This is a genomic window from Bacteroides gallinaceum, from assembly GCF_030373775.1.
GTDB classification, from domain to species: Bacteria; Bacteroidota; Bacteroidia; order Bacteroidales; family Bacteroidaceae; genus Phocaeicola; species Phocaeicola excrementipullorum.
Genome location: NZ_JAUDEN010000026.1, coordinates 17,489 through 38,286, shown reverse-complemented (window position 1 = coordinate 38,286; position 20,798 = coordinate 17,489). Strand labels below are relative to the sequence as shown.

The 20,798-nt window shown below is 43.1% G+C and carries 37 protein-coding genes; 3 read left to right on the top strand and 34 right to left on the bottom strand.

All coding sequences use genetic code 11. The features are described 5' to 3' along the window. Window positions 1-99 precede the first annotated feature (99 nt). The 34 genes from rplQ to QUW60_RS12380 all read right to left on the bottom strand — a co-directional run bounded on the left by rplQ (window position 100) and on the right by QUW60_RS12380 (window position 18,728). Window positions 100-621, bottom strand: coding sequence for a 50S ribosomal protein L17 (gene rplQ / locus QUW60_RS12545; RefSeq protein ID WP_289560865.1), 522 nt, complete (start codon window positions 619-621; stop codon window positions 100-102). Between the two features lie 3 nt (window positions 622-624). Further along, window positions 625-1,617 (bottom strand): DNA-directed RNA polymerase subunit alpha, encoded by a 993-nt coding sequence (locus QUW60_RS12540; RefSeq protein ID WP_258339125.1) that lies wholly within the window; start codon window positions 1,615-1,617, stop codon window positions 625-627. 11 nt (window positions 1,618-1,628) lie between these two features. Beyond that, window positions 1,629-2,234, bottom strand: a complete 606-nt coding sequence (gene rpsD, locus QUW60_RS12535; protein WP_258339126.1) for a 30S ribosomal protein S4 — start codon at window positions 2,232-2,234, stop codon at window positions 1,629-1,631. Between the two features lie 114 nt (window positions 2,235-2,348). Next, a complete protein-coding gene (gene rpsK, locus QUW60_RS12530; RefSeq protein WP_258339127.1) occupies window positions 2,349-2,738 on the bottom strand; it encodes a 30S ribosomal protein S11 in 390 nt (129 codons plus the stop codon). An 11-nt stretch (window positions 2,739-2,749) separates the two neighbouring features. Then, window positions 2,750-3,130 carry a 30S ribosomal protein S13 gene (rpsM, locus tag QUW60_RS12525; RefSeq protein ID WP_258339128.1) on the bottom strand — a complete coding sequence of 127 codons (381 nt, stop codon included), beginning with the start codon at window positions 3,128-3,130 and terminating at the stop codon, window positions 2,750-2,752. A gap of 35 nt (window positions 3,131-3,165) precedes the next feature. Beyond that, window positions 3,166-3,282: a type B 50S ribosomal protein L36 gene (gene ykgO / locus QUW60_RS12520; RefSeq protein ID WP_005645768.1), complete on the bottom strand. Its 117-nt coding sequence runs from the start codon at window positions 3,280-3,282 to the stop codon at window positions 3,166-3,168. A 14-nt stretch (window positions 3,283-3,296) separates the two neighbouring features. Continuing rightward, the gene (gene infA / locus QUW60_RS12515) at window positions 3,297-3,515 is read right to left on the bottom strand and encodes a translation initiation factor IF-1 (RefSeq protein WP_178542651.1); all 219 of its coding nucleotides are present in this window, start codon (window positions 3,513-3,515) and stop codon (window positions 3,297-3,299) included. A 2-nt stretch (window positions 3,516-3,517) separates the two neighbouring features. Continuing rightward, window positions 3,518-4,315 (bottom strand): type I methionyl aminopeptidase, encoded by a 798-nt coding sequence (gene map / locus QUW60_RS12510; protein WP_258339129.1) that lies wholly within the window; start codon window positions 4,313-4,315, stop codon window positions 3,518-3,520. Window positions 4,316-4,327: 12 nt separating this feature from the next. Beyond that, the gene (secY, locus tag QUW60_RS12505) at window positions 4,328-5,671 is read right to left on the bottom strand and encodes a preprotein translocase subunit SecY (RefSeq protein ID WP_258339130.1); all 1,344 of its coding nucleotides are present in this window, start codon (window positions 5,669-5,671) and stop codon (window positions 4,328-4,330) included. Between the two features lie 4 nt (window positions 5,672-5,675). After that, a complete protein-coding gene (rplO, locus tag QUW60_RS12500; protein WP_258339131.1) occupies window positions 5,676-6,122 on the bottom strand; it encodes a 50S ribosomal protein L15 in 447 nt (148 codons plus the stop codon). A gap of 30 nt (window positions 6,123-6,152) precedes the next feature. Beyond that, window positions 6,153-6,329 carry a 50S ribosomal protein L30 gene (gene rpmD / locus QUW60_RS12495; protein WP_258339132.1) on the bottom strand — a complete coding sequence of 59 codons (177 nt, stop codon included), beginning with the start codon at window positions 6,327-6,329 and terminating at the stop codon, window positions 6,153-6,155. A gap of 10 nt (window positions 6,330-6,339) precedes the next feature. After that, a complete protein-coding gene (gene rpsE, locus QUW60_RS12490; RefSeq protein WP_258339133.1) occupies window positions 6,340-6,855 on the bottom strand; it encodes a 30S ribosomal protein S5 in 516 nt (171 codons plus the stop codon). Window positions 6,856-6,861: 6 nt separating this feature from the next. Beyond that, a complete protein-coding gene (gene rplR / locus QUW60_RS12485; protein ID WP_258339134.1) occupies window positions 6,862-7,203 on the bottom strand; it encodes a 50S ribosomal protein L18 in 342 nt (113 codons plus the stop codon). 21 nt (window positions 7,204-7,224) lie between these two features. Further along, window positions 7,225-7,794: a 50S ribosomal protein L6 gene (rplF, locus tag QUW60_RS12480; RefSeq protein WP_258339135.1), complete on the bottom strand. Its 570-nt coding sequence runs from the start codon at window positions 7,792-7,794 to the stop codon at window positions 7,225-7,227. 16 nt (window positions 7,795-7,810) lie between these two features. Then, complete coding sequence (gene rpsH / locus QUW60_RS12475; protein ID WP_258339136.1) at window positions 7,811-8,209, bottom strand: 30S ribosomal protein S8; 399 nt, start codon at window positions 8,207-8,209, stop codon at window positions 7,811-7,813. A gap of 53 nt (window positions 8,210-8,262) precedes the next feature. Beyond that, window positions 8,263-8,562, bottom strand: a complete 300-nt coding sequence (gene rpsN, locus QUW60_RS12470) for a 30S ribosomal protein S14 (RefSeq protein ID WP_258339137.1) — start codon at window positions 8,560-8,562, stop codon at window positions 8,263-8,265. 6 nt (window positions 8,563-8,568) lie between these two features. Next, entirely contained in the window at window positions 8,569-9,126 is a 558-nt protein-coding gene (rplE, locus tag QUW60_RS12465; RefSeq protein ID WP_258339163.1) for a 50S ribosomal protein L5, read from the bottom strand. Continuing rightward, window positions 9,126-9,449 (bottom strand): 50S ribosomal protein L24, encoded by a 324-nt coding sequence (rplX, locus tag QUW60_RS12460; protein WP_258339138.1) that lies wholly within the window; start codon window positions 9,447-9,449, stop codon window positions 9,126-9,128. The genes rplE and rplX overlap by 1 nt, the downstream gene beginning before the upstream one ends. Before the next feature lie 22 nt (window positions 9,450-9,471). Next, window positions 9,472-9,837 carry a 50S ribosomal protein L14 gene (gene rplN, locus QUW60_RS12455; protein WP_258339139.1) on the bottom strand — a complete coding sequence of 122 codons (366 nt, stop codon included), beginning with the start codon at window positions 9,835-9,837 and terminating at the stop codon, window positions 9,472-9,474. Window positions 9,838-9,839: 2 nt separating this feature from the next. After that, on the bottom strand, window positions 9,840-10,097 hold the full coding sequence (gene rpsQ / locus QUW60_RS12450; RefSeq protein WP_258339140.1) for a 30S ribosomal protein S17: 258 nt from the start codon (window positions 10,095-10,097) through the stop codon (window positions 9,840-9,842). Between the two features lie 10 nt (window positions 10,098-10,107). Continuing rightward, window positions 10,108-10,302, bottom strand: coding sequence for a 50S ribosomal protein L29 (gene rpmC, locus QUW60_RS12445; RefSeq protein ID WP_258339141.1), 195 nt, complete (start codon window positions 10,300-10,302; stop codon window positions 10,108-10,110). Between the two features lie 6 nt (window positions 10,303-10,308). Beyond that, window positions 10,309-10,740: a 50S ribosomal protein L16 gene (gene rplP, locus QUW60_RS12440; RefSeq protein ID WP_258339142.1), complete on the bottom strand. Its 432-nt coding sequence runs from the start codon at window positions 10,738-10,740 to the stop codon at window positions 10,309-10,311. A 21-nt stretch (window positions 10,741-10,761) separates the two neighbouring features. After that, window positions 10,762-11,493, bottom strand: a complete 732-nt coding sequence (gene rpsC, locus QUW60_RS12435) for a 30S ribosomal protein S3 (protein ID WP_289560859.1) — start codon at window positions 11,491-11,493, stop codon at window positions 10,762-10,764. Window positions 11,494-11,500: 7 nt separating this feature from the next. Then, on the bottom strand, window positions 11,501-11,908 hold the full coding sequence (gene rplV, locus QUW60_RS12430; protein WP_258339144.1) for a 50S ribosomal protein L22: 408 nt from the start codon (window positions 11,906-11,908) through the stop codon (window positions 11,501-11,503). Between the two features lie 40 nt (window positions 11,909-11,948). Next, window positions 11,949-12,218 (bottom strand): 30S ribosomal protein S19, encoded by a 270-nt coding sequence (gene rpsS, locus QUW60_RS12425; RefSeq protein WP_258339145.1) that lies wholly within the window; start codon window positions 12,216-12,218, stop codon window positions 11,949-11,951. 25 nt (window positions 12,219-12,243) lie between these two features. Further along, on the bottom strand, window positions 12,244-13,065 hold the full coding sequence (rplB, locus tag QUW60_RS12420) for a 50S ribosomal protein L2 (protein ID WP_258339146.1): 822 nt from the start codon (window positions 13,063-13,065) through the stop codon (window positions 12,244-12,246). 7 nt (window positions 13,066-13,072) lie between these two features. Beyond that, the gene (gene rplW / locus QUW60_RS12415) at window positions 13,073-13,363 is read right to left on the bottom strand and encodes a 50S ribosomal protein L23 (RefSeq protein ID WP_258339147.1); all 291 of its coding nucleotides are present in this window, start codon (window positions 13,361-13,363) and stop codon (window positions 13,073-13,075) included. 19 nt (window positions 13,364-13,382) lie between these two features. Continuing rightward, window positions 13,383-14,012: a 50S ribosomal protein L4 gene (gene rplD, locus QUW60_RS12410; protein WP_289560856.1), complete on the bottom strand. Its 630-nt coding sequence runs from the start codon at window positions 14,010-14,012 to the stop codon at window positions 13,383-13,385. Continuing rightward, a complete protein-coding gene (rplC, locus tag QUW60_RS12405; RefSeq protein WP_258339149.1) occupies window positions 14,012-14,629 on the bottom strand; it encodes a 50S ribosomal protein L3 in 618 nt (205 codons plus the stop codon). The genes rplD and rplC overlap by 1 nt, the downstream gene beginning before the upstream one ends. A gap of 20 nt (window positions 14,630-14,649) precedes the next feature. Continuing rightward, complete coding sequence (gene rpsJ, locus QUW60_RS12400; RefSeq protein WP_005941888.1) at window positions 14,650-14,955, bottom strand: 30S ribosomal protein S10; 306 nt, start codon at window positions 14,953-14,955, stop codon at window positions 14,650-14,652. Window positions 14,956-15,054: 99 nt separating this feature from the next. Next, on the bottom strand, window positions 15,055-17,172 hold the full coding sequence (fusA, locus tag QUW60_RS12395; protein WP_258339150.1) for an elongation factor G: 2,118 nt from the start codon (window positions 17,170-17,172) through the stop codon (window positions 15,055-15,057). 24 nt (window positions 17,173-17,196) lie between these two features. Continuing rightward, window positions 17,197-17,673, bottom strand: coding sequence for a 30S ribosomal protein S7 (gene rpsG / locus QUW60_RS12390; RefSeq protein WP_258339151.1), 477 nt, complete (start codon window positions 17,671-17,673; stop codon window positions 17,197-17,199). A gap of 146 nt (window positions 17,674-17,819) precedes the next feature. Beyond that, entirely contained in the window at window positions 17,820-18,224 is a 405-nt protein-coding gene (rpsL, locus tag QUW60_RS12385) for a 30S ribosomal protein S12 (protein WP_258339152.1), read from the bottom strand. A gap of 183 nt (window positions 18,225-18,407) precedes the next feature. Next, the gene (locus QUW60_RS12380; RefSeq protein ID WP_258339153.1) at window positions 18,408-18,728 is read right to left on the bottom strand and encodes a DUF3467 domain-containing protein; all 321 of its coding nucleotides are present in this window, start codon (window positions 18,726-18,728) and stop codon (window positions 18,408-18,410) included. Between the two features lie 272 nt (window positions 18,729-19,000). Between QUW60_RS12380 and QUW60_RS12375 the strand changes: the two genes are divergently transcribed. The 3 genes from QUW60_RS12375 (at window position 19,001) to QUW60_RS12365 (ending at window position 20,778) form a co-directional block, all read left to right on the top strand. Continuing rightward, window positions 19,001-19,633, top strand: coding sequence for an HU family DNA-binding protein (locus tag QUW60_RS12375; RefSeq protein WP_289560854.1), 633 nt, complete (start codon window positions 19,001-19,003; stop codon window positions 19,631-19,633). A gap of 177 nt (window positions 19,634-19,810) precedes the next feature. After that, window positions 19,811-20,143, top strand: coding sequence for a hypothetical protein (locus QUW60_RS12370; protein WP_258339155.1), 333 nt, complete (start codon window positions 19,811-19,813; stop codon window positions 20,141-20,143). After that, window positions 20,140-20,778, top strand: coding sequence for a nucleotidyl transferase AbiEii/AbiGii toxin family protein (locus tag QUW60_RS12365; protein ID WP_289560852.1), 639 nt, complete (start codon window positions 20,140-20,142; stop codon window positions 20,776-20,778). Before QUW60_RS12370 ends, QUW60_RS12365 begins: the two co-directional genes overlap by 4 nt. The last annotated feature ends 20 nt before the right edge of the window (window positions 20,779-20,798 follow it).

Below are 20,798 nucleotides of genomic sequence, written 5' to 3'. Positions count from 1 at the left end.
ATAACAAAGCCCCGGCTTGTGAAAGTCGGGGCTTTGTGCGTAAAAAAAGAAGGTGTGCTTTTTGACACACCTTCTTTTATCGTGTATAAAACGAATCCGTTATTCAGCCTTAGGTGCTTCCTCCTGTGCAGGAGCTGCAGAAACCTCTTCTGAAGCTTCAACTGCTGAAGTTTCTTCAGCAGCTTTAGTTTCAACAGCTGCAGAGGATTTCTTTGAACGACGAGTACGTGTCGTTTTCTTAACTGCTGCCTTAGCCATATTCTCATCGAAATCTACCAACTCGATAAAGCACATTTCAGCAGCATCACCCAAACGGTGACCCGTTTTGATAATACGCGTATAACCGCCCGGACGATCACCGATCTTTACTGAAATTTCTTTGAAAAGTTCTGTAACAGCATATTTGTCCTGCAAATAGCTGAATACAACGCGGCGTGAATGAGTAGTATCCTCCTTTGATTTGGTAATCAGCGGCTCAACATACTTTCTCAGTGCTTTCGCCTTTGCGACAGTCGTAGTAATTCTTTTATGCTTAATCAAAGAACATGCCATATTAGCCAACATTGCATGTCTATGTGAAGCGGTACGACCCAAATGATTGAATTTTTTATTGTGTCTCATTTTTTATTCTTTATCTAATTTATACTTAGAAATATCTGTTCCAAACGAAAGATTCAGACTCTCAAGCAAATCATCAAGCTCAGTGAGCGATTTCTTACCGAAGTTACGGAACTTCAACAGATCGGTTTTATTGAACTGCACCAAGTCACCGAGTGTTTCCACATCGGCAGCCTTCAAACAATTCAAGGCACGAACTGACAAGTCCATATCAACCAACTTAGTTTTTAACAATTGGCGCATATGCAAAACTTCTTCATCAAATTCCTCATTGCCGTCTGCATCAGATGTTTCAAGAGTAATCTTCTCATCCGAGAACAACATGAAGTGATAAATCAGAATCTTAGCAGCCTCTTTCAACGCCTCCTTCGGATGAATGGAACCATCTGTTGTAATTTCAAGGATCAGCTTTTCATAATCGGTCTTCTGTTCAACACGATAATTTTCAACTGAATACTTTACATTACGAATAGGAGTATAGATTGAATCGATAGGTATTACATTAACATCGGTGCAGAATTCGCGATTTTCATCAGCGGGCACATATCCGCGGCCTTTGTTAATGGTAACATCCATCTGAATAGTTGCTTTTGAATCTAAATGGCAAATAACTAATTCAGGATTTAACACTTCAAATCCGGTCAAATACTTACCTATATCACCTGCCTTAAACTCAGTAGAATTCTCAACGGTAATGCTCACCTTCTCATTTTCGAATTCCTCAACTATCTGCTTGAATCTGACTTGCTTCAGATTCAAGATAATGTTAGTTACATCTTCCTTAACGCCTGGTATGGTAGCAAATTCATGCTCAACGCCATCAATGTGTATCGTATTGATGGCATATCCCTCCAGAGAAGAAAGGAGAATACGGCGTAAAGCATTACCTACGGTAATACCGAAACCGGGCTCAAGCGGACGAAATTCAAATTTTCCGAATTTTGAATCCGCTTCCAACATTAATACTTTATCAGGTTTTTGAAATGCTAATATCGCCATGAAATTAATTATTATTTAGAGTACAATTCAACGATCAAGTGTTCTTTAATGTTTTCAGGAATGTCTGCTCTTTCAGGAATATGCAACAGCTTACCTGTCTTTGAGTTATCATCCCATTCCAACCAAGGGTATTTGCTATGATTGAATCCAGCCAAAGAATCTGCAATCACTTCAAGCGACTTGGATTTTTCACGAACACCTATCACCTGACCCGGCTTAACTGCAAATGAAGGAATACCAACTACCTTTCCATCCACAGTAATGTGTCTGTGGTTAACCAGCTGACGCGCTGCAGCACGAGTAGGCGCAATACCCAAACGGAACACAACGTTGTCCAAACGACATTCAAGGCTTTGAAGCAACAGCTCACCGGTAATACCGTTTTTACGGGCTGCCTTTTCAAACAGATTACGGAATTGTCTTTCGAGAACACCGTAAGTATATTTAGCTTTTTGCTTTTCAGCCAACATGATACCGTATTCAGAGGTCTTTCTGCGACGAGAATTTCCATGCTGACCGGGAGGATAGTTTTTCTTTGACAAAACTTTATCAGCTCCGAAAATTGCCTCACCGAATCTACGGGCAATTTTTGATTTTGGTCCAGTATATCTAGCCATTTTTCTTCTAATTTAATTGTTAAAATGAACTCAATTTGTTGCAGCCGCGATTACAGAAAGGAAATGCAATCCATTAAACAAAATCAAGTTACATCTGAAAACAGGTTATCTTAATTACACTCTTCTTCTTTTCGGAGGACGACAACCATTGTGTGGCAATGGAGTAACGTCAACAATTTCAGTAACTTCAATACCCGCACCATGAACAGTTCTGATAGCAGACTCACGTCCGTTTCCAGGACCTTTCACATAAGCTTTAACCTTTCTCAGGCCCAAATCATACGCCACCTTTGCGCAATCCTGAGCAGCCATCTGCGCTGCATAAGGAGTGTTCTTCTTGGAACCTCTAAATCCCATCTTTCCTGCTGAAGACCAAGAAATCACCTGACCTTCATTGTTTGCTAAAGAAATAATGATGTTGTTGAATGAAGAATGAACATGCAACTGTCCATTTGCATCAACCTTGACATTTCTTTTTTTAGCTGCGACTGTTTTTTTTGCCATATCAACAATTATTATTTAGTAGCTTTTTTCTTATTTGCAACTGTTTTCTTTCTTCCCTTACGCGTACGCGCATTGTTTTTTGTGCTCTGTCCTCTCACGGGAAGGCCAAGACGGTGACGTATGCCACGATAGCAACCAATATCCATCAAACGTTTGATGTTCAACTGGACTTCGGAACGTAAATCACCCTCAACTTTGTACTCAGCGCCTATAATCTCACGAATTTTAGCCGCCTGCTCATCGGTCCAATCCTTAACTTTCAGGTCACGGTCAATGCCGGCCTTATCCAAAATTTTTGCTGAACTGCTGCGTCCGATACCATAAATGTATGTTAACGCAATCTCACCTCTTTTGTTCTGAGGCAAATCTACACCAACTATTCTTATAGCCATATACTACAACTTATTTTTTTTGCAAAAATAATAAATTATCCTTGACGTTGTTTATACTTAGGATTTTTCTTGTTAATAACATACAAACGGCCCTTACGTCTAACAATTTTGCATTCCGGCGTACGTTTCTTTAATGATGCTCTTACTTTCATATCTTTCTATTCTTTTATTTGTATCTAAAAACGATTCTTCCTTTCGACAAATCATAAGGTGACATCTCTACCTTTACTTTATCTCCAGGAAGTATTTTAATGTAATGCATTCTCATTTTACCAGAAATATGGGCAGTGATCTCGTGTCCGTTTTCCAGTTCAACTCGAAACATTGCGTTAGACAATGCTTCAACAATAACTCCATCTTGTTCAATAGCTGATTGCTTTGCCATATTTAAATTGCTTTATCTCCTAATACTTGTTCTATATACTCAAAAGATGATAAAATCTCAGCCTTACCCAAACCTACAGCAACTGTATGTTCGAAATGAGCCGCCATTTTCTTATCTTGCGTCCTGATGGTCCAGCCGTCATTCATCATATAGATATTACGCTCACCCTGACAAACCATCGGTTCGATAGCGATACACATCCCCCGCTTCAAGAGAGGACCCGTACCTTTTCTTCCGTAGTTTGGCACCGGAGGATCTTCATGCATTTCCTTTCCGATACCATGTCCTACCAATTCGCGGACAACTCCATAGTTGTGTGCCTCGCAACAATCTTGGACAGCACATCCTATATCACCGACTCTGTTGCCATGAACCGCTTTTTGAATCCCGAGATAGAGCGCCTCTTTTGTAGTTCTCAACAGCTTCATCACTTCCTCATCAACCTCACCTACACAAAACGTATAAGCTGAATCACCGCAAAACCCATTCAAAGAAGTACCGCAATCAATAGAAACTATATCTCCCTCCTTCAATGGTATGTCATTAGGAATCCCATGAACAACCACATCATTAACGGAAGCACAAATTGAACCTGGAAAGGGAGGCCCATAAGGACTTGTAACCCCCTTAAAGGTAGGAACGGCTCCATTATCGCGAATAAATTCTTCAGCAATCTTATCCAGTTGCTTAGTGGTAACGCCCGGCTTTATGTTTTTTGCCACTTCAGCCAGAGTTCTGCCGACAAGCAGATTACTCTGACGAAGAAGCTCTATTTCATCATCTGTTTTGAGATAAATCATCACAGCATTAAATTAGTAAGCACCGACATTCGCACGTCCCTTGATTCTTCCTGAACTGAGAAGACCATCATAATGGCGCATCAACAAATGACTTTCAACCTGCTGCAGCGTGTCAAGCACAACTCCGACAAGAATAAGCAGTGAAGTTCCGCCAAAGAACTGTGAAAACTCAGCCTGAACGCCAAAGAGGCCGGCAAATGCAGGCAAGATTGCAATGATAGCCAAGAATATAGAACCAGGCAGCGTGATTCTTGACATAATGGTATCAAGATACTCCGCTGTATTTTTGCCTGGTTTGATTCCAGGAATAAAGCCATTATTACGCTTCATATCCTCTGCCATCTGATTTGAGTTGATTGTAATCGCCGTATAAAAATAGGTAAATACAATAATCAATGCTGCAAATACCAGATTGTACCAGAAACTGGTATGATCAATCAACGCTCTGGCTATCCCGCTGGCATTTTCAACGTTCGAGAAACCTACGATAGTAATAGGTATAAACATGATTGCCTGCGCAAAAATAATAGGCATCACATTTGCTGCATTCACCTTCAGAGGAATATACTGTCTGGCTCCGCCGTACTGCTTATTGCCGACGATACGTTTGGCGTATTGAACAGGAACCTTCCGAACCCCCTGAACCAACATAATGGCAGCCGCAATCACAAGCAGAAGGCATACCAGCTCGATAAGGAACATGATGATACCACCGGCACCCGGCGAAGCAAGCCGTGAAACGAACTCACCCGAAAAAGACTGAGGCAGACGAGCAATGATACCAACCATAATGATCAAAGAAATACCATTGCCTATACCCTTGTCTGTAATTCGTTCACCCAGCCACAGTATGAACATGCTGCCACCTGCAAGGATTAAAGTTGAAGTTATAATAAAGAAAGTCCAATCTAATGAAGCATTAAGAGCCGGACCTGCTTGCATCTTTAAATTAATCAGGTATGAAGGAGCTTGGAATACGAGAATAATGATAGTCAGAATACGAGTATACTGATTTATTTTTCTACGGCCGCTTTCACCTTCACGCTGAAGCTTCTGGAAGTATGGTACAGCTATGGCCAGCAACTGAATGACAATTGAAGCCGAGATGTACGGCATAATACCCAGTGCAAAAACTGAAGCATTAGAAAAGGCACCTCCGGAAAACATATTCAACAAGGCAAGAAGACCTTCGCTCGTCTGTTCGTGCAATTTGGACAACATGTCAGGATTTATTCCCGGAAGAACCACGAATGAACCGAACCTGTAAATTGCAACAAACAATATAGTAATGAGGATCCGTTTTCTTAGATCCTCAATTTTCCATATATTTTTTAATGTTTCAATAGATCGTATCATTGAATCAGAGTTTTACTGCATTACCACCTACGGCTTCGATTGCAGCTACCGCACTTTTTGAAAAAGCATTAGCTTCAACATCAAGCTTGATAGTTAAACTACCGTTACCAAGAACTTTCACTAACTGATTAGAAGAAATAATACCTGCTTCAATAAAGTCATTAACACCTACTTTTGTCAGATTCTTAGCTTCTGCAAGTTTCTGAAGAGCATCGAGGTTAACAGCTTTGTATTCAACACGGTTGATATTCTTGAAACCAAATTTCGGAACGCGACGCTGGAGAGGCATCTGACCTCCTTCAAAACCAATCTTCTTTGAATAACCTGATCTTGATTTAGCTCCTTTATGTCCTCTAGTAGAAGTTCCACCCATGCCTGAACCCGGACCACGACCGATACGTTTTCTGGCTTTATTGGAACCTTGAGCAGGACGTAAACTACTTAAATTCATATTGTAAAATCTTTATCTATTAACAATATATTACTTAACCACTTGAACCAAATGACGCACTTTACGAATCATTCCCAAAATAGAAGGTGTATCTTCCACTTCAACTACATGATTCATCTTCTTAAGTCCAAGTGAATCCAAAGTTCTCTTCTGATCGATGGGAGAACCAATTCTACTCTTAATCTGCTTAACCTTAATAGTTGCCATGAATACCTCCTTATCCTCTAAAAACTTTGTCCAAACTGATACCACGAACCTGCGCGATTGTGCGGGCATCTCTCATTTCATTCAAAGCCAGAATTGTAGCTTTAACCAGATTATGAGGGTTGGAAGAACCTTTTGACTTAGCAAGGACATCCGTAACGCCTACACTCTCCAAAACTGCACGCATCGCACCTCCAGCAACAACACCGGTACCGGTAGATGCCGGCTTGATGAATACATTAGCACCGCCAAATTTTGCGGTTTGTTCATGAGGCACAGTACCTTTGATGATAGGAACACGAGTAAGATTCTTCTTGGCAGCTTCTACTCCTTTAGCGATAGCCGCAGTAACTTCACCTGCCTTTCCAAGTCCCCAACCAATGATACCGTCTTCGTTTCCAACGACTACAATAGCAGAAAAGCTGAAAGTTCTACCACCTTTAGTCACCTTGGTCACACGGTTGATGGCAACCAATCTGTCTTTTAACTCAATATCGTTAGTTATCTTAACTCTATTATAAACTGCCATAATCAATTAAAATTTAAGTCCACCGTTACGTGCAGCATCTGCAACCTCTTTTACTCTCCCATGATACAAGTAACCATTACGGTCGAATACGACAGTCGTAATACCAGCTTCCTGAGCTTTCTGGGCAATCAATGCACCCACTTTGGCAGCCTGTTCCTTCTTCGGCATTTTATCCATGCCCAAAGAAGAAGCTGCAGCCAGTGTCGTTCCGCTCAAGTCATCGATGACTTGAACATAAATCTGCTTGTTGCTTCTAAAAACACTCATTCGCGGACGTTCAGGTGTACCTGATATTTTCTTACGAATTCTATATTTGATTCTAATCCGTCTATTCATTTTTGTTGTCATAATAATGCAATTTTATGTGAATTACTTAGCGCCAGCTGATTTACCAGACTTTCTCCGAATTTCTTCGCCAACAAACTTGATACCTTTACCTTTATAAGGTTCAGGCTTACGGAAAGAACGAATTTTTGCACAAACCTGACCAAGCAGCTGCTTGTCACAAGATTCCAATATAATAAGAGGATTCTTATTTCTTTCAGACTTAGTTTCAACTTTAACTTCAGGAGGCAACTGCATAAAGATGTTATGCGTATAGCCCAGAGCGAAATCAATAACGTTGCCGTTATTTGATGCGCGATAACCGACACCTACGAGTTCCAGTTCTTTTCTATAGCCTTTGGACACACCTTCAACCATATTATGAACCAACGCACGATACAGGCCGTGGAAAGCATGACGCTGCTTAGGATTATCCACCAGAGCATCTTCTCTTTCTTTCAGAATAACATGGCCGTCAACAATTTCAACGCTGATCGAAGGATCCACAAACTGGCTCAACTCACCTTTCGGGCCTTTAACATTCACTACGTTATCCTTAAGAGTAACAGTAACTCCGGCAGGAATAACAACGGGTAATTTACCTATTCTTGACATCGTTTATCCTCCTACATTAATATACAAAGCAAAGAACTTCGCCGCCAATTTTCAGCTTTGCGGCTTCCTTGTTTGTCATGACACCTTTGGATGTAGATAAAATAGCAATACCTAATCCATTAATTACTCTCGGCATGTTTTTATAGCCAGTATACTTACGCATACCCGGAGTAGATACTCTCAGCAGCTTCTTGATAGCATTTTCCTTACTAACTGCATCATACTTCAAAGCTACCTTGATAGTACCCTGAGGACCATCTTCAATAAACTTATAGTTCAGAATGTACCCCTGGTCAAAAAGGATCTTGGTTATTTCCTTTTTCAAATTTGAAGCAGGTACTTCCACAACTCTGTGCTTAGCACTGATTGCATTTCTCAATCTTGTGAGATAATCTGCGATTGGATCTGTTGTCATAAAATAAATTGTTAAATTAATCAGGACTACCCTGACAATATTTAATAAAAAAATTACCAGCTAGCTTTCTTAACGCCTGGAATCAAACCATTAGAAGCCATTTCACGGAACTGAATACGTGAAATGCCAAACTGACGCATATATCCTCTGGGACGACCTGTCAGTTTGCAACGGTTGTGCAAACGAATCGGGTTGGAATTTCTAGGCAGTTTCTGAAGTTTCTGAGCAGCTTCAAAAGCAGCAACAGGGTCGCCTGAATTCACAATCTTCTTCAACGCAGCACGCTTCTCAGCATACTTTGCAACAAGCTTGGCTCTTTTAACCTCACGAGCCTTCATTGATTCTTTTGCCATAATCTATCAATCTTTTTGTGCGTTTTTAAACGGTAAACCGAATTCCTTCAGCAGCTCATAACCCTCTTCATCTGTTTTGGCAGAAGTAACAAAAGTTATGTTCATACCAAGAATCTTAGTGATATTGTCGATGTTTATTTCCGGGAAAATAATCTGTTCCTCAATACCGAGGGTATAATTACCTTTACCGTCAAACTTACTCTGAATGCCTTTGAAGTCGCGGATACGCGGCAAAGCGACGCGAACCAGTCTTTCAAGGAATTCATACATTCTGTCACGGCGCAAAGTCACCATAACACCGATCGGCATCTGCTTACGCAACTTGAAGTTAGCGATATCCTTGCGTGAAACGGTAGCCACAGCTTTCTGTCCAGTGATGGCAGTCAGCTCGTTAATAGCGACATCAATAATCTTCTTGTCATTAACAGCCATACCCAAGCCCTGATTAATCACAATCTTCTTGAGTACGGGAATTTGCATGGGCGAAGAATACTGGAATTTATTCTTCAACGCAGGAGCAATGCGCTCTGCATATTCTTTCTTAAGGCTTGCAGTATTACTCATCATTTAATCTCCTCTCCTGATTTTTTAGCGTAACGAACAAATGTTCTTCCGTCAGAACTTTCTCTTCTCCCGATACGAGTCGGCTTTCCTGTCTTAGGATCCAACGGGTTCAGATTAGAGATGTGCACAGGGGCCTCCATCTTAACCAAACCACCCTGAGGATTCTTAGCACTCGGCTTAGTTCTCTTAGATACCATATTGATACCTTCAACCACAGCGCGCTGTTCCTTAACGAGAACTTTCAACACACGTCCAGTTTTGCCTTTGTCATCACCGGAGTTCACGTAAACTATATCGCCTTTTTTAATATGTAACTTACTCATTACTTTTGAATCTTTTACAAAATTAAAGTACTTCAGGTGCCAAAGAAACGACTTTCATGTTTACTGCACGCAACTCACGGGCAACGGGGCCGAAGATACGGCTTCCACGAATTTCGCCTGCATTGTTCAGCAGAACGCAAGCATTGTCATCAAAACGAATGTAAGAACCGTCAGCACGACGAATTTCTTTCTTTGTACGTACAATCAAAGCCTTTGATACTGCACCTTTTTTAATATCACTTGAGGGGATGACGCTCTTTACAGAAACGACAATCACATCCCCTACAGAAGCGTAACGTCGCCCTGTTCCGCCGAGTACGCGGATGCAGAGAGCTTCCTTTGCGCCACTGTTGTCACATACTGTAAGTCTGGATTCTGCCTGTATCATAATTATTTAGCTCTTTCAATAATTTCAACCAATCTCCATCTCTTAGTCTTGCTCAAAGGACGAGTTTCCATAATACGGACAGTATCGCCGATCTGGCAGTCATTCTTCTCATCGTGAGCATGATATTTCTTCGTCTTAGCGACGAATTTGCCATAAATAGGGTGTTTCTCCTTAAATCTGGTAGCAACGACAATAGTCTTGTCCATCTTGTTGCTCACTACAACACCCGTTCTTTCTTTTCTTAAATTTCTACCTTCCATGAGACCAATTTTATTTATTAAGTTCTCTCTGACGCAATACTGTCTTCATGCGCGCAATAGTTCTGCGCAAAGTTTTAATCTGAGCAGGATTTTCAAGCGGAGAAATCGCATGATTCAGCAGCATCTGTTTGTAGTTCATCTCCTCTGTCTGCACACGTTCAGCCAATTCGTTAGTCGGCAACTGTCTAATTTCTGCAATCTTCATAACTCATTAAACATTTTGACTTGCGTCGTAATCACGTCTTACAATAAACTTAGTAGTAACTGGAAGTTTCTGAGCGGCAAGACGCAAAGCTTCTTTCGCCACATCAAAGGAAACACCTTCCACCTCAATGAGAATGCGTCCAGGAGTAACAGGAGCCACAAATCCTTCGGGGTTACCTTTTCCTTTACCCATACGCACATCTGCAGGCTTGCGAGTAATAGGCTTGTCAGGGAAGATGCGAATCCAAATCTGACCTTGACGTTGCATATATCTTGTCACAGCAATACGGGCAGCTTCAATCTGACGACCGGTAATCCATCTTGTTTCCAAAGACTTGATACCAAAGCTTCCGAAAGCCAACTGATGGCCTCTCTGGGCGATACCCTTTGCGCTGCCTTTCTGCTGTCTTCTGAATTTTGTCTTTTTCGGTTGTAACATAATTCCTAAAATTCAAATTCGTTAGCGATTGTTGTTTTTCTTTCTGCGGAAATTCTTTCCACCATTGTTGTTGCCGCCACGTCCGTTGTTCTCTTTTGTCTGAACGAAGTTCGGCGCAAGCTCACGCTTGCCATAAACCTCACCGCGGCAAATCCATACCTTGATACCCAGCAGACCAACTTTTGTCAAGGCTTCAGCGTGACAATAATCGATGTCTGCACGGAAAGTATGCAACGGCGTGCGTCCTTCCTTATACATTTCAGAACGAGCCATTTCAGCGCCGTTCAAACGACCGGAAATCAAAACCTTGATACCTTCGGCACCCATACGCATCGTGTTAGCGATAGCCATCTTGATGGCACGGCGGTAAGCGATTTTGCCTTCAACCTGGCGGGCGATGTTGTTAGCTACGATCACAGCGTCAAGTTCAGGTTTCTTCACTTCGAAGATATTGATCTGGATATCCTTGTCGGTAATCTTCTTCAACTCCTCTTTCAACTTATCAACTTCCTGACCACCTTTACCAATGATAAGACCCGGACGAGCAGTGCAAACTGTGATAGTCACAAGCTTGAGAGTACGTTCTATTACAATTCTTGAAACGCTGGCTTTTGCAAGTCTGGCATTCAGGTATTTACGGATTTTGCTGTCTTCCAACAAAGCATCACCATAGTTCTTGCCACCGTACCAATTAGAATCCCATCCTCTGATAATTCCTAAACGGTTGCTTATCGGATTAACTTTCTGTCCCATCTAGATCTCAATTTTTATCATTAGTATTCTTTGATCCCACGAACAAAGTCACGTGATTAGAACGTTTGCGAATTCTGTAACCTCTACCCTGCGGAGCCGGTCTCATTCTTTTCAGAGTCACTCCTTCGTCAACAAAAATCGTAGTCACAAACAATTCGCCGTCTTCGGCCTTACGTTCGTTTTTCTGTTCCCAGTTTGCGATTGCAGAGCGCAACAGCTTTTCAAGTCTGATAGAAGCCTCTTTTGTAGAGAACTTCAGCACACCCAGCGCTCTGTTCACCTCCATACCACGAATCATGTCAGCCACAAGGCGCATTTTCCGAGGAGAAGTAGGCACATTCCGCAATTTTGCAAAATACATGGTTTTACGGGCTTCCTTAATTTTTTCAGCCGATATTCTTTTTCTTGCTCCCATTATTTTTATTACTTTTTTGTTTCAACAAGCAATCCTGTCATTATTTTTTCTTGTTACCTGCATGACCACGGAATGTACGTGTCGGAGCGAACTCTCCCAACTTGTGTCCAACCATGTTTTCAGTAACATAAACAGGAATAAATTTGTTACCGTTATGAACTGCAATTGTATGCCCGACAAAATCAGGCGAAATCATTGAAGCTCTGGCCCATGTCTTAACAACTGACTTCTTGCCGCTTTCATTCATCGCAAGCACTTTCTTTTCCAGTTTTACGTCAATATACGGACCTTTTTTTAATGAACGACTCATAAATTACTCAATTAATCAGTTGTTTTTACTTTCTTCTCTCGATTATATACTTAGACGACTGCTTCTTCGGTGATCTAGTCTTCAAGCCCTTAGCATACAATCCCTTACGAGATCTCGGATGACCTCCGGACTGACGACCTTCACCACCACCCATCGGGTGATCAACAGGGTTCATTACCACACCACGGTTGTGCGGGCGACGTCCCAGCCAGCGTGAACGTCCGGCCTTACCCGAAGACTCCAGCGCATGGTCTGAATTCCCGACGCTACCGACAGTAGCTCTACAAGTACATAAAATCTTTCTCAACTCACCTGAAGGCAATTTGATAACGCAATACTTGCCTTCGCGAGAAGTCAACTGAGCAAAATTACCAGCCGATCTTACAAGCACAGCTCCTTGACCGGGGTGCAACTCAATGTTATGAATCACCGTACCCACCGGGATGTTTTCGAGCGGAAGCGTATTACCAATCTCAGGCGCTGCGTCCGGTCCTGACATCAAAGTAGTGCCGACTTGCAATCCATTAGGAGCAATGATGTATCTCTTTTCACCATCAGCATAAAACAGCAAAGCGATACGAGCCGAACGGTTCGGATCGTATTCAATTGTCTTCACGACTGCTGGAACACCGTCTTTGTTTCTCTTGAAGTCAATCAAACGATATTTTCTCTTGTGACCGCCGCCGATATAGCGCATTGTCATCTTTCCGTCGTTGTTACGACCACCTGTAGAACGCATCCCGCGTACAAGAGATTTTTCTGGTACCGATGCAGTAATCTCTTCAAAAGTACCAATAATCTTGTGTCTTTGCCCCGGTGTTGTGGGCTTAAATTTACGTACTGCCATCTTCTATTTAAATATTGCTGTAAAAATCAATAGTGTCGCCTTCCTTCAAGGTTACAATCGCTTTCTTGTAAGCGTTTGCGCGGCCCTTGATAAGGCCGGATTTGGTATAGCGTGTCTTGTTCTTGCCCATATAGCGCATTGTATTTACAGACACAACTGTCACGTTATATAAAGCCTCGATTTCACGCTTGATCTCAAGCTTGTTAGCGTCCGGACGCACCACAAAGCCGAAATGATTCAGCTTGTCAGTAAGGCGCGTCATCTTTTCTGTAACTAGCGGTTTAATGATTATTCTCATAATTCTTCAGCCTCTTTTATTATTTAACCAACGTTTCCTCGATAGCTTTCAACGCATTCTCAGTCACAACAATAGTTTCCGCGTTCAATACAGTGTATGTATTCAGCGCAGAAGCAATTGCCATATTAGTACGCTCTAAGTTACGAGCGGACAAATATACGTTTTTATTCGCTTCCGGCAAAACCATAAGAAGTTTCTTGCCAGTCACTTTCAGATTATTCACAACATTTATAAATTCTTTAGTCTTAGGAGCTTCAAAAGAGAAGTCTTCTACAACTATAATGCTGTTGTTCTGTGCCTTATATGACAGAGCTGACTTGCGAGCAAGAACTTTCAGCTTCTTGTTCAGCTTGAAAGAATAGTCACGAGGCTTCGGACCGAACACGCGTCCGCCACCTACCAAAAGCGGAGAATTGATATCACCGCGGCGAGCACCGCCTCCACCTTTCTGACGACCCAACTTTCTGGTAGAACCACTGACTTCGCTTCTTTCTTTTGACTTGTGAGTACCCTGACGCTGGTTAGCCAAGTACTGCTTCACGTCCAGATAGATAGCGTGATCATTCGGTGTAATCCCGAAAACAGTATCATTCAAGACAGCCTTTCTTCCGGTATCCTCACCCTTAATATTTAATACATTAACTTCCATTATTTCTCAATTATTACGATTGAACCTTTGTAACCCGGAACTGAACCCTTGATCAACAGCAGGTTGTGCTCGGGTATAACTTTTAATACTTGCAAGTTGTGAGTAGTCACTCTGTCACCACCCATACGGCCGGCCATGCGCATTCCCTTAAATACTTTTGCAGGATACGAACAAGCACCGATAGAACCCGGCTTACGGGCGCGGTTGTGCTGACCGTGTGTGCTCTGACCTACACCACCAAATCCGTGGCGTTTTACAACACCCTGGAAACCTTTACCTTTAGAAGTACCGATAACGTCAACATAAGCTGAGTCGTTGAACAGTTCTACGGTAATTGTGTCACCCAAATTCAATTCTTCTGAGAAATCTTTGAACTCGGCCAAGTGTCTCTTGGGCGTTACTCCGGCTTTCTTAAAGTGACCCATCAGCGGCTTGGTTGTGTGCTTATCCTTCTTGTCCTGGAAGCCCAACTGAACAGCTGCATAGCCATCTTTTTCTACATTTTTAATCTGAGTAACCACACAAGGACCAGCTTCGATAACAGTGCATGGTACATTTTTACCATCAGCACTGAAAACGGATGTCATTCCGATTTTCTTTCCTAATAATCCTGGCATTTCAGTTAATTTTTAATACATTAAACTTTAATTTCTACTTCTACTCCGCTCGGCAATTCCAGCTTCATCAAAGCGTCTACCGTTTTTGCCGTTGAGCTATAAATGTCAATCAGACGTTTGTAAGAGCTCAGCTCAAACTGTTCGCGAGATTTCTTGTTCACGAAAGTTGAACGGTTAACTGTAAAGATACGCTTGTGTGTAGGCAATGGAATCGGACCGCTTACGATAGCACCCGTAGCCTTTACTGTCTTTACGATCTTTTCTGCTGACTTGTCAACCAGATTGTGATCGTAAGATTTCAATTTGATTCTGATTTTTTGACTCATTTGTTTTCCAACATTTAAAATTAATATAACAAGAAAATGAAGCTTGAGGGTTAAGAGTCATTCGCTAACCCTCATCAGCTTCAATTTATTTTTCAGATATTACACCAGATCCGCACGTCCCTTAACTTCCTCGAGCACTGCCTTGGCAATTGAAGAAGAAACCTGCGCATGATGATCGTAAGTCATTGAAGAGGTTGCACGGCCTGAAGTGATGGTACGCAACGCCGTCACGTATCCGAACATTTCTGCCAGCGGAACCATAGCCTTCACGATGCGGGCACCCGAACGGCTGGTTTCCATACCTTCAACCTGACCGCGGCGCTTGTTCAAGTCACCGATCACGTCACCCATGTTTTCTTCCGGAGTTACAACTTCCAGCTTCATGATCGGCTCCATCAGCACCGGACCTGCCTTAACACAAGCGTTCTTGTAGGCCTGGATGGCACAGATTTCGAACGAGAGCTGGTCAGAGTCAACCGGGTGGAACGAACCGTCTTTCAGAACGACTTTCAGCGAATCAAGCGGGAAGCCGGCCAACACACCGTTCTTCATGGCTGTCTGGAATCCTTTCTGTACAGAAGGAATGAATTCCTTAGGCACGTTACCGCCCTTCACTTCATCAACGAACTGCAGACCGCCCTGCTTCCAGTCTTCGTCAACCGGGCCTACCGATACAATGATGTCGGCAAACTTACCGCGACCACCCGACTGCTTCTTGTAAACCTCACGAAGTTCAACTGTCTTGGTGATGGCTTCCTTATAGTTAACCTGCGGACGGCCTTGGTTACATTCAACCTTGAACTCGCGTTTCAGACGGTCGATAATGATATCCAGGTGAAGCTCGCCCATACCAGAGATGATAGTCTGGCCGGTCTGCTCGTCTGTACGTACAGTAAATGTCGGGTCTTCTTCAGCCAGCTTAGCCAAACCGTTAGACAGCTTGTCCAAGTCTTTCTGAGTCTTCGGCTCTACTGCGATACCGATAACCGGTTCCGGGAAGTCCATAGACTCCAGTACAATCGGAGCTGTTTCGTCGCACAGCGTATCACCCGTACGGATATCCTTGAAACCTACACCTGCACCGATATCACCTGCGCTGATCACGTCAACCGGATTCTGCTTGTTAGAGTGCATCTGGAACAGACGGGAAACACGTTCCTTCTTGCCCGAACGAGAGTTGTAGATATAAGAACCTGCTTCAACCTTACCTGAGTAAACACGGAAGAAAGTCAGACGTCCTACATACGGGTCAGTGGCAATCTTGAATGCCAAAGCCGAAGTCTTTTCGTTTTCATCCGGCTTGCGGTCTTCTTCAGCACCGGTAGCCGGGTTGGTACCTACAATGTTCGGAGTGTCCAGCGGAGACGGCAGGAATGCGCACACATAGTCAAGCAAAGTCTGCACACCCTTGTTCTTGAATGAAGAACCGCACAGCATCGGCACGATTTCCATCTTCAAGGTTCCGGCACGCAAGGCACGGAGGATTTCTTCTTCAGTGATTGTGGAAGGATCATCAAAATACTTCTCCATCAGCGCTTCATCAAATTCAGCAACCTTTTCCAGCATCTTGTCCCTCCATTCCTGAGCTTCGTCAATCAAGTTAGCCGGGATGTCATCAACCTCATAGTCAGCGCCCATGGTTTCATCGTGCCAATAAATCGCCTTCATCTTGATCAGATCGACAAGACCCTTGAAGTTTTCCTCAGCACCGATAGGAATTACCACCGGACACGGGTTAGCGCCCAGAATGTCCTTCATCTGGCGGACAACTTCAAAGAAGTCGGCACCCGAACGGTCCATCTTATTGACATAACCGATACGCGGAACATTGTACTTGTCAGCCTGGCGCCATACAGTTTCCGACTGCGGCTCAACGCCTCCGACAGCACAATAAGTAGCCACCGCACCGTCAAGCACACGCAGAGAACGTTCAACCTCAGCAGTAAAGTCAACGTGTCCCGGAGTGTCAATCAAGTTAATTTTATATTTGTTGCCCGCATAAGTCCAGTACGTAGTAGTAGCTGCAGAAGTGATAGTGATACCACGTTCCTGCTCCTGCTCCATCCAGTCCATAGTAGCCGCACCGTCGTGAACTTCACCAATCTTGTGGGTCAAACCGGTGTAGAACAGAATACGTTCTGAAGTTGTCGTCTTACCGGCATCGATGTGAGCCATGATACCGATATTACGGGTCAAATGCAAATCATGTTTAGCCATCTTAAATCCTTATTAAAGTGTTAATTAGAATCTGAAATGAGCGAATGCACGGTTAGCTTCGGCCATACGGTGCATATCCTCTTTACGTTTGAAAGCACCTCCCTGTTCATTGTAAGCGTCAAGGATTTCTGCTGCCAGCTTGTCAGCCATCGACTTGCCTCCACGCTTGCGCGCGAAAGAAATCAAGTTCTTCATGGAGATTGACTCTTTACGTTCGGGACGGATTTCAGTAGGAACCTGGAAAGTCGCTCCACCGATGCGGCGGGACTTAACTTCGATTTGCGGAGTTACGTTTTCCAAAGCCTTTTTCCACACTTCCAATGCTGATTTTTCTTCACCCGGAAGCTTGTTCTCAATCGTTTTCATCGCTCCGTAAAAGATTTCATACGACTTGTTCTTCTTTCCATCATACATCAGATGGTTAACGAACTTGGAAACTCTTACGTCACTGTAAACCGGATCCGGAAGGATCACGCGTTTCTTTGGTTTTGCTTTTCTCATTTTGTTTGATAATAATGTTCAGTTTGGGGCTGCATCATGTTTACTTCAACATCTCCTCCGAGACATTTACTCAACCTTAAAGCTTTTTCCAACAAACCAAAACGGATTAATAAAAAGTTTTGTCTAGGATTGTACTCAGCAAACAATTACTTCTTGCCTTTTCCTGCCGGAGCCTGTCCTGGTTTCGGACGCTTAGCGCCGTATTTGGAACGTCTTTGTGTACGGCCAGCCACACCCGCTGTATCCAATGTACCGCGAACAATGTGATAGCGCACACCCGGAAGGTCTTTCACACGACCGCCGCGAACCAATACGATTGAGTGTTCCTGCAGGTTGTGTCCTTCACCCGGGATGTAAGAGTTCACTTCCTTAGAGTTTGTCAGACGCACACGGGCAACTTTACGCATTGCTGAATTCGGTTTCTTCGGAGTTGTAGTGTAAACACGCACGCAAACGCCACGTCTTTGCGGACATGAATCGAGTGCCGGCGATTTACTCTTCTCAACCAAAACCTTTCTTCCTTTTCTTACTAACTGTTGAATAGTAGGCATTTTGTTTGATTTTTAATTGTTATATATTTTGTTTATTGTTTTTCCAATCCAAGCGAAACTACGCATTTCGGGCTGCAAAATTACAAATAACTTTTTAATAGACAAACTGTTTTATAATAAAAAAGGTCCGACCCGCCGAAAAAAGACGGCAATCGGACCTCAAGCTGATTATTTTATACTTTTTTAAGCCTCTCCCTTGAAATCGCTCAACGGCGGAACAAAAGTTTTGCCGCCCTGCTGCTGTTCGGGCATGCGGATCGTTCCGAAAGTCTTTTCATATTTCGCCACATTGTCCTGCAAGGCAAAGAGAAGGCGCTTGGCATGTTCGGGCGTCATGACGATTCGCGACTGCACGCTGGCTTTAGGCAGACCGGGCATAATGGCCACAAAATCAATGATGAACTCTGATGTAGAATGTGTCAGTATAGCAAGGTTTGCATAGGTTCCCTTTGCAACTTCTTCCTTCAGCTCAATCTGAAGCTGGTTCTTGTTTTCGTTTTCCATGATTATTGTCTTTATAATTGGTTTCAAGTTTGCAGGGACAAATTTAAAGAAAAAGTTAGGATTTCAAAAACGGAGAAAGCAGAAAATTGCAGCGGCAGGGAGCAAAGCACTTGACTTCGCGCGAAAAATTCATTATATTTGCTGAAGACATTCTACGGTTCACGTGCTGGTCTATATAGTTCAGACATGCGAACCGTACGGATCACTTGTGTGGACTATACGGTTCACACGCTGGACTGTAATATTTTTCAAACAATTCAACCCAAATGCCTATGCCTGCACAGTATGATTTCAGAAAAAAACCTTCTTTCAAGGACCCCGAACAAAGCGAAACGGCGGAAAGCCAAGAAAACGGCAAGAGCTTCTATCCCCAAATAGTTTCGAAAGGGACGTTGTCGTTTCAGGAACTGGCCGAACAGATCTCCAGAGCTTCCAGCTTCAAGACGGGGGATGTGATCGGAATAATGACAGAGATGGAAAGATGGATCTTGCACTACATCTCACAAGGCTACCATGTACAAGTCGGAAACATCGGGTTTGCCTCAGCGCGTCTGGAGGCCAAACGCATGGTGACAGATCCGTCCAAACGGAACGCTCAGTCGGTCGAATTCGCTGGAGTAAACTTCAGAGTTTCACGCACATTCAGCAACGGATGCTCAGGCCAGCTTGAAAGAGCCAGAAAAGAATGCAGGTTTCAAGAGAGCAGAACCTCCACCGAGGAGTCAAGATGGGAGAAGCTGGAAGCATACCTGAAGTCAAACCCGTCCATCACCCGTACCGAATACGGCGAAATGACCGGCCTGCTGAAATCCAAAGCACTTAGGGATTTGCAGAAATGGGTCAAGGAAAAGAAACTGGGGACAAAGGGGCGTGCTCCGCACAAGATCTTCATCTTGCCGGAATAGCCGGCACCTCTACCCCATCCCATAGAAGACAAGCGCTTGCAAACCTGCTAATGGGCTCTTATAAGTATGCCAAGATTGAAAAAATCTGATGATAAGATATGCGCAACATTCTCACCTTTTTATTTGTTCTCAACAGGAATAATCACTAATTTTGTGGTATTCTAATAGACATGCGTTATGTCAAATGATGCAATCAAACAAGAACTATTGGCGAAGCTAAAGCAGGAGCATTGCTTTTGGTCGTACAATGAGGATTCAATCAAGGATATTCCCGATGATATGCTGATTGAAAAGACCTTGTTGCATCTTGACTTGGATGAAATCAACCAGCTTTTCCTGATTTATCCTTTTAAGAAGATAAAGCAGGTATGGCTGGATTACCTTATCCCGCAAGAGGAATATCTCTACACATTGAACCGCTTCTTTGCTTGGTACTATTTCAAGGCGAAGAAGCCGGATGCCTATATAAAGTCTATGGCTACCCGTCACCTAAATAAGATGCTTGCATGAAAGGTTTAGCGCCACACACCCGACAAATCTTTGAAGCGGTTTCTAAATTAGACTGCATCAAGCCCTATCTTTTGGTGGGTGGTACTGCCTTGTCCTTGCAGATAGGTACACGCCAAAGTGAAGATTTGGACTTTATGAAATGGCGGATCTCCAAAACTGAAAAGATGGAAGTGGCATGGTACCAGATAGAGAAAGAGCTTGCCACTGTTGGCGAAATCCAACATAAAGACATTTTGGACATAGACCATGTGGAGTATGTGGTAGCTGGAGTGAAATTCTCCTTTTATGCCTGTCCGAAGTATTCTCCTGTTGATAAGCCTGTGGATTACTTGAATCATGTACGATTGGCAGATGTAAAAGCCATTGGAGCTATGAAGATGGAGGTCATGTTGCGCAGGAGCAACTTCCGTGACTATTATGATATTTACTCCATCCTAAAGTCTGGTGTTTCTATCAATGAACTAATATCTTTAGCTCTTTCCTATTCAGGGCATCGGCTTAAATCCAAGAATCTGCTTGCCATGCTGACCAATGGCAACCGCTTCGCAAGAGATGCACACTTTGAACAGCTTGCACCTGTGTATGCTGTCACTGCCCAAGAAATAGAAGATTATATCAAATCGTGTTTGAGATAGTTTCATAAATTAGATTTTTT

Coding starts and splice junctions, on each gene's coding strand:
- rpmC (WP_258339141.1), bottom strand. CDS start 10,302: ATGAAGATTGCAGAAATTAGACAGTTGCCGACTAACGAATTGGCTGAA.
- ykgO (WP_005645768.1), bottom strand. CDS start 3,282: ATGAAAGTAAGAGCATCATTAAAGAAACGTACGCCGGAATGCAAAATT.
- rpmD (WP_258339132.1), bottom strand. CDS start 6,329: ATGGCAACTATTAAGGTTAAGCAGATTAAGAGTAGAATTGGTTCTCCC.
- map (WP_258339129.1), bottom strand. CDS start 4,315: ATGATTTATCTCAAAACAGATGATGAAATAGAGCTTCTTCGTCAGAGT.
- QUW60_RS12540 (WP_258339125.1), bottom strand. CDS start 1,617: ATGGCGATATTAGCATTTCAAAAACCTGATAAAGTATTAATGTTGGAA.
- rpsJ (WP_005941888.1), bottom strand. CDS start 14,955: ATGAGTCAAAAAATCAGAATCAAATTGAAATCTTACGATCACAATCTG.
- rplE (WP_258339163.1), bottom strand. CDS start 9,126: ATGAGTAATACTGCAAGCCTTAAGAAAGAATATGCAGAGCGCATTGCT.
- rplC (WP_258339149.1), bottom strand. CDS start 14,629: ATGCCAGGATTATTAGGAAAGAAAATCGGAATGACATCCGTTTTCAGT.
- rpsM (WP_258339128.1), bottom strand. CDS start 3,130: ATGGCTATAAGAATAGTTGGTGTAGATTTGCCTCAGAACAAAAGAGGT.
- QUW60_RS12365 (WP_289560852.1), top strand. CDS start 20,140: ATGAAAGGTTTAGCGCCACACACCCGACAAATCTTTGAAGCGGTTTCT.
- QUW60_RS12375 (WP_289560854.1), top strand. CDS start 19,001: ATGCCTGCACAGTATGATTTCAGAAAAAAACCTTCTTTCAAGGACCCC.
- rpsG (WP_258339151.1), bottom strand. CDS start 17,673: ATGAGAAAAGCAAAACCAAAGAAACGCGTGATCCTTCCGGATCCGGTT.
- rpsH (WP_258339136.1), bottom strand. CDS start 8,209: ATGACAACAGATCCAATCGCAGATTATCTCACAAGATTGAGAAATGCA.
- rpsS (WP_258339145.1), bottom strand. CDS start 12,218: ATGAGTCGTTCATTAAAAAAAGGTCCGTATATTGACGTAAAACTGGAA.
- rplB (WP_258339146.1), bottom strand. CDS start 13,065: ATGGCAGTACGTAAATTTAAGCCCACAACACCGGGGCAAAGACACAAG.
- rpsN (WP_258339137.1), bottom strand. CDS start 8,562: ATGGCAAAAGAATCAATGAAGGCTCGTGAGGTTAAAAGAGCCAAGCTT.
- rplR (WP_258339134.1), bottom strand. CDS start 7,203: ATGACAACAAAAATGAATAGACGGATTAGAATCAAATATAGAATTCGT.
- rpsK (WP_258339127.1), bottom strand. CDS start 2,738: ATGGCAAAAAAAACAGTCGCAGCTAAAAAAAGAAATGTCAAGGTTGAT.
- rplO (WP_258339131.1), bottom strand. CDS start 6,122: ATGAATTTAAGTAGTTTACGTCCTGCTCAAGGTTCCAATAAAGCCAGA.
- rplX (WP_258339138.1), bottom strand. CDS start 9,449: ATGAGTAAGTTACATATTAAAAAAGGCGATATAGTTTACGTGAACTCC.
- rpsL (WP_258339152.1), bottom strand. CDS start 18,224: ATGCCTACTATTCAACAGTTAGTAAGAAAAGGAAGAAAGGTTTTGGTT.
- fusA (WP_258339150.1), bottom strand. CDS start 17,172: ATGGCTAAACATGATTTGCATTTGACCCGTAATATCGGTATCATGGCT.
- rplD (WP_289560856.1), bottom strand. CDS start 14,012: ATGGAAGTTAATGTATTAAATATTAAGGGTGAGGATACCGGAAGAAAG.
- rpsE (WP_258339133.1), bottom strand. CDS start 6,855: ATGGCAGTTTATAATAGAGTTAAGATAACTAACGATATTGAGTTAAAA.
- rplP (WP_258339142.1), bottom strand. CDS start 10,740: ATGTTACAACCGAAAAAGACAAAATTCAGAAGACAGCAGAAAGGCAGC.
- rplN (WP_258339139.1), bottom strand. CDS start 9,837: ATGATACAGGCAGAATCCAGACTTACAGTATGTGACAACAGTGGCGCA.
- rplQ (WP_289560865.1), bottom strand. CDS start 621: ATGAGACACAATAAAAAATTCAATCATTTGGGTCGTACCGCTTCACAT.
- QUW60_RS12380 (WP_258339153.1), bottom strand. CDS start 18,728: ATGGAAAACGAAAACAAGAACCAGCTTCAGATTGAGCTGAAGGAAGAA.
- rpsD (WP_258339126.1), bottom strand. CDS start 2,234: ATGGCTAGATATACTGGACCAAAATCAAAAATTGCCCGTAGATTCGGT.
- secY (WP_258339130.1), bottom strand. CDS start 5,671: ATGATACGATCTATTGAAACATTAAAAAATATATGGAAAATTGAGGAT.
- QUW60_RS12370 (WP_258339155.1), top strand. CDS start 19,811: ATGTCAAATGATGCAATCAAACAAGAACTATTGGCGAAGCTAAAGCAG.
- rplV (WP_258339144.1), bottom strand. CDS start 11,908: ATGGGAGCAAGAAAAAGAATATCGGCTGAAAAAATTAAGGAAGCCCGT.
- rplW (WP_258339147.1), bottom strand. CDS start 13,363: ATGAGAATAATCATTAAACCGCTAGTTACAGAAAAGATGACGCGCCTT.
- rplF (WP_258339135.1), bottom strand. CDS start 7,794: ATGTCAAGAATAGGTAAATTACCCGTTGTTATTCCTGCCGGAGTTACT.
- infA (WP_178542651.1), bottom strand. CDS start 3,515: ATGGCAAAGCAATCAGCTATTGAACAAGATGGAGTTATTGTTGAAGCA.
- rpsQ (WP_258339140.1), bottom strand. CDS start 10,097: ATGGAAGGTAGAAATTTAAGAAAAGAAAGAACGGGTGTTGTAGTGAGC.
- rpsC (WP_289560859.1), bottom strand. CDS start 11,493: ATGGGACAGAAAGTTAATCCGATAAGCAACCGTTTAGGAATTATCAGA.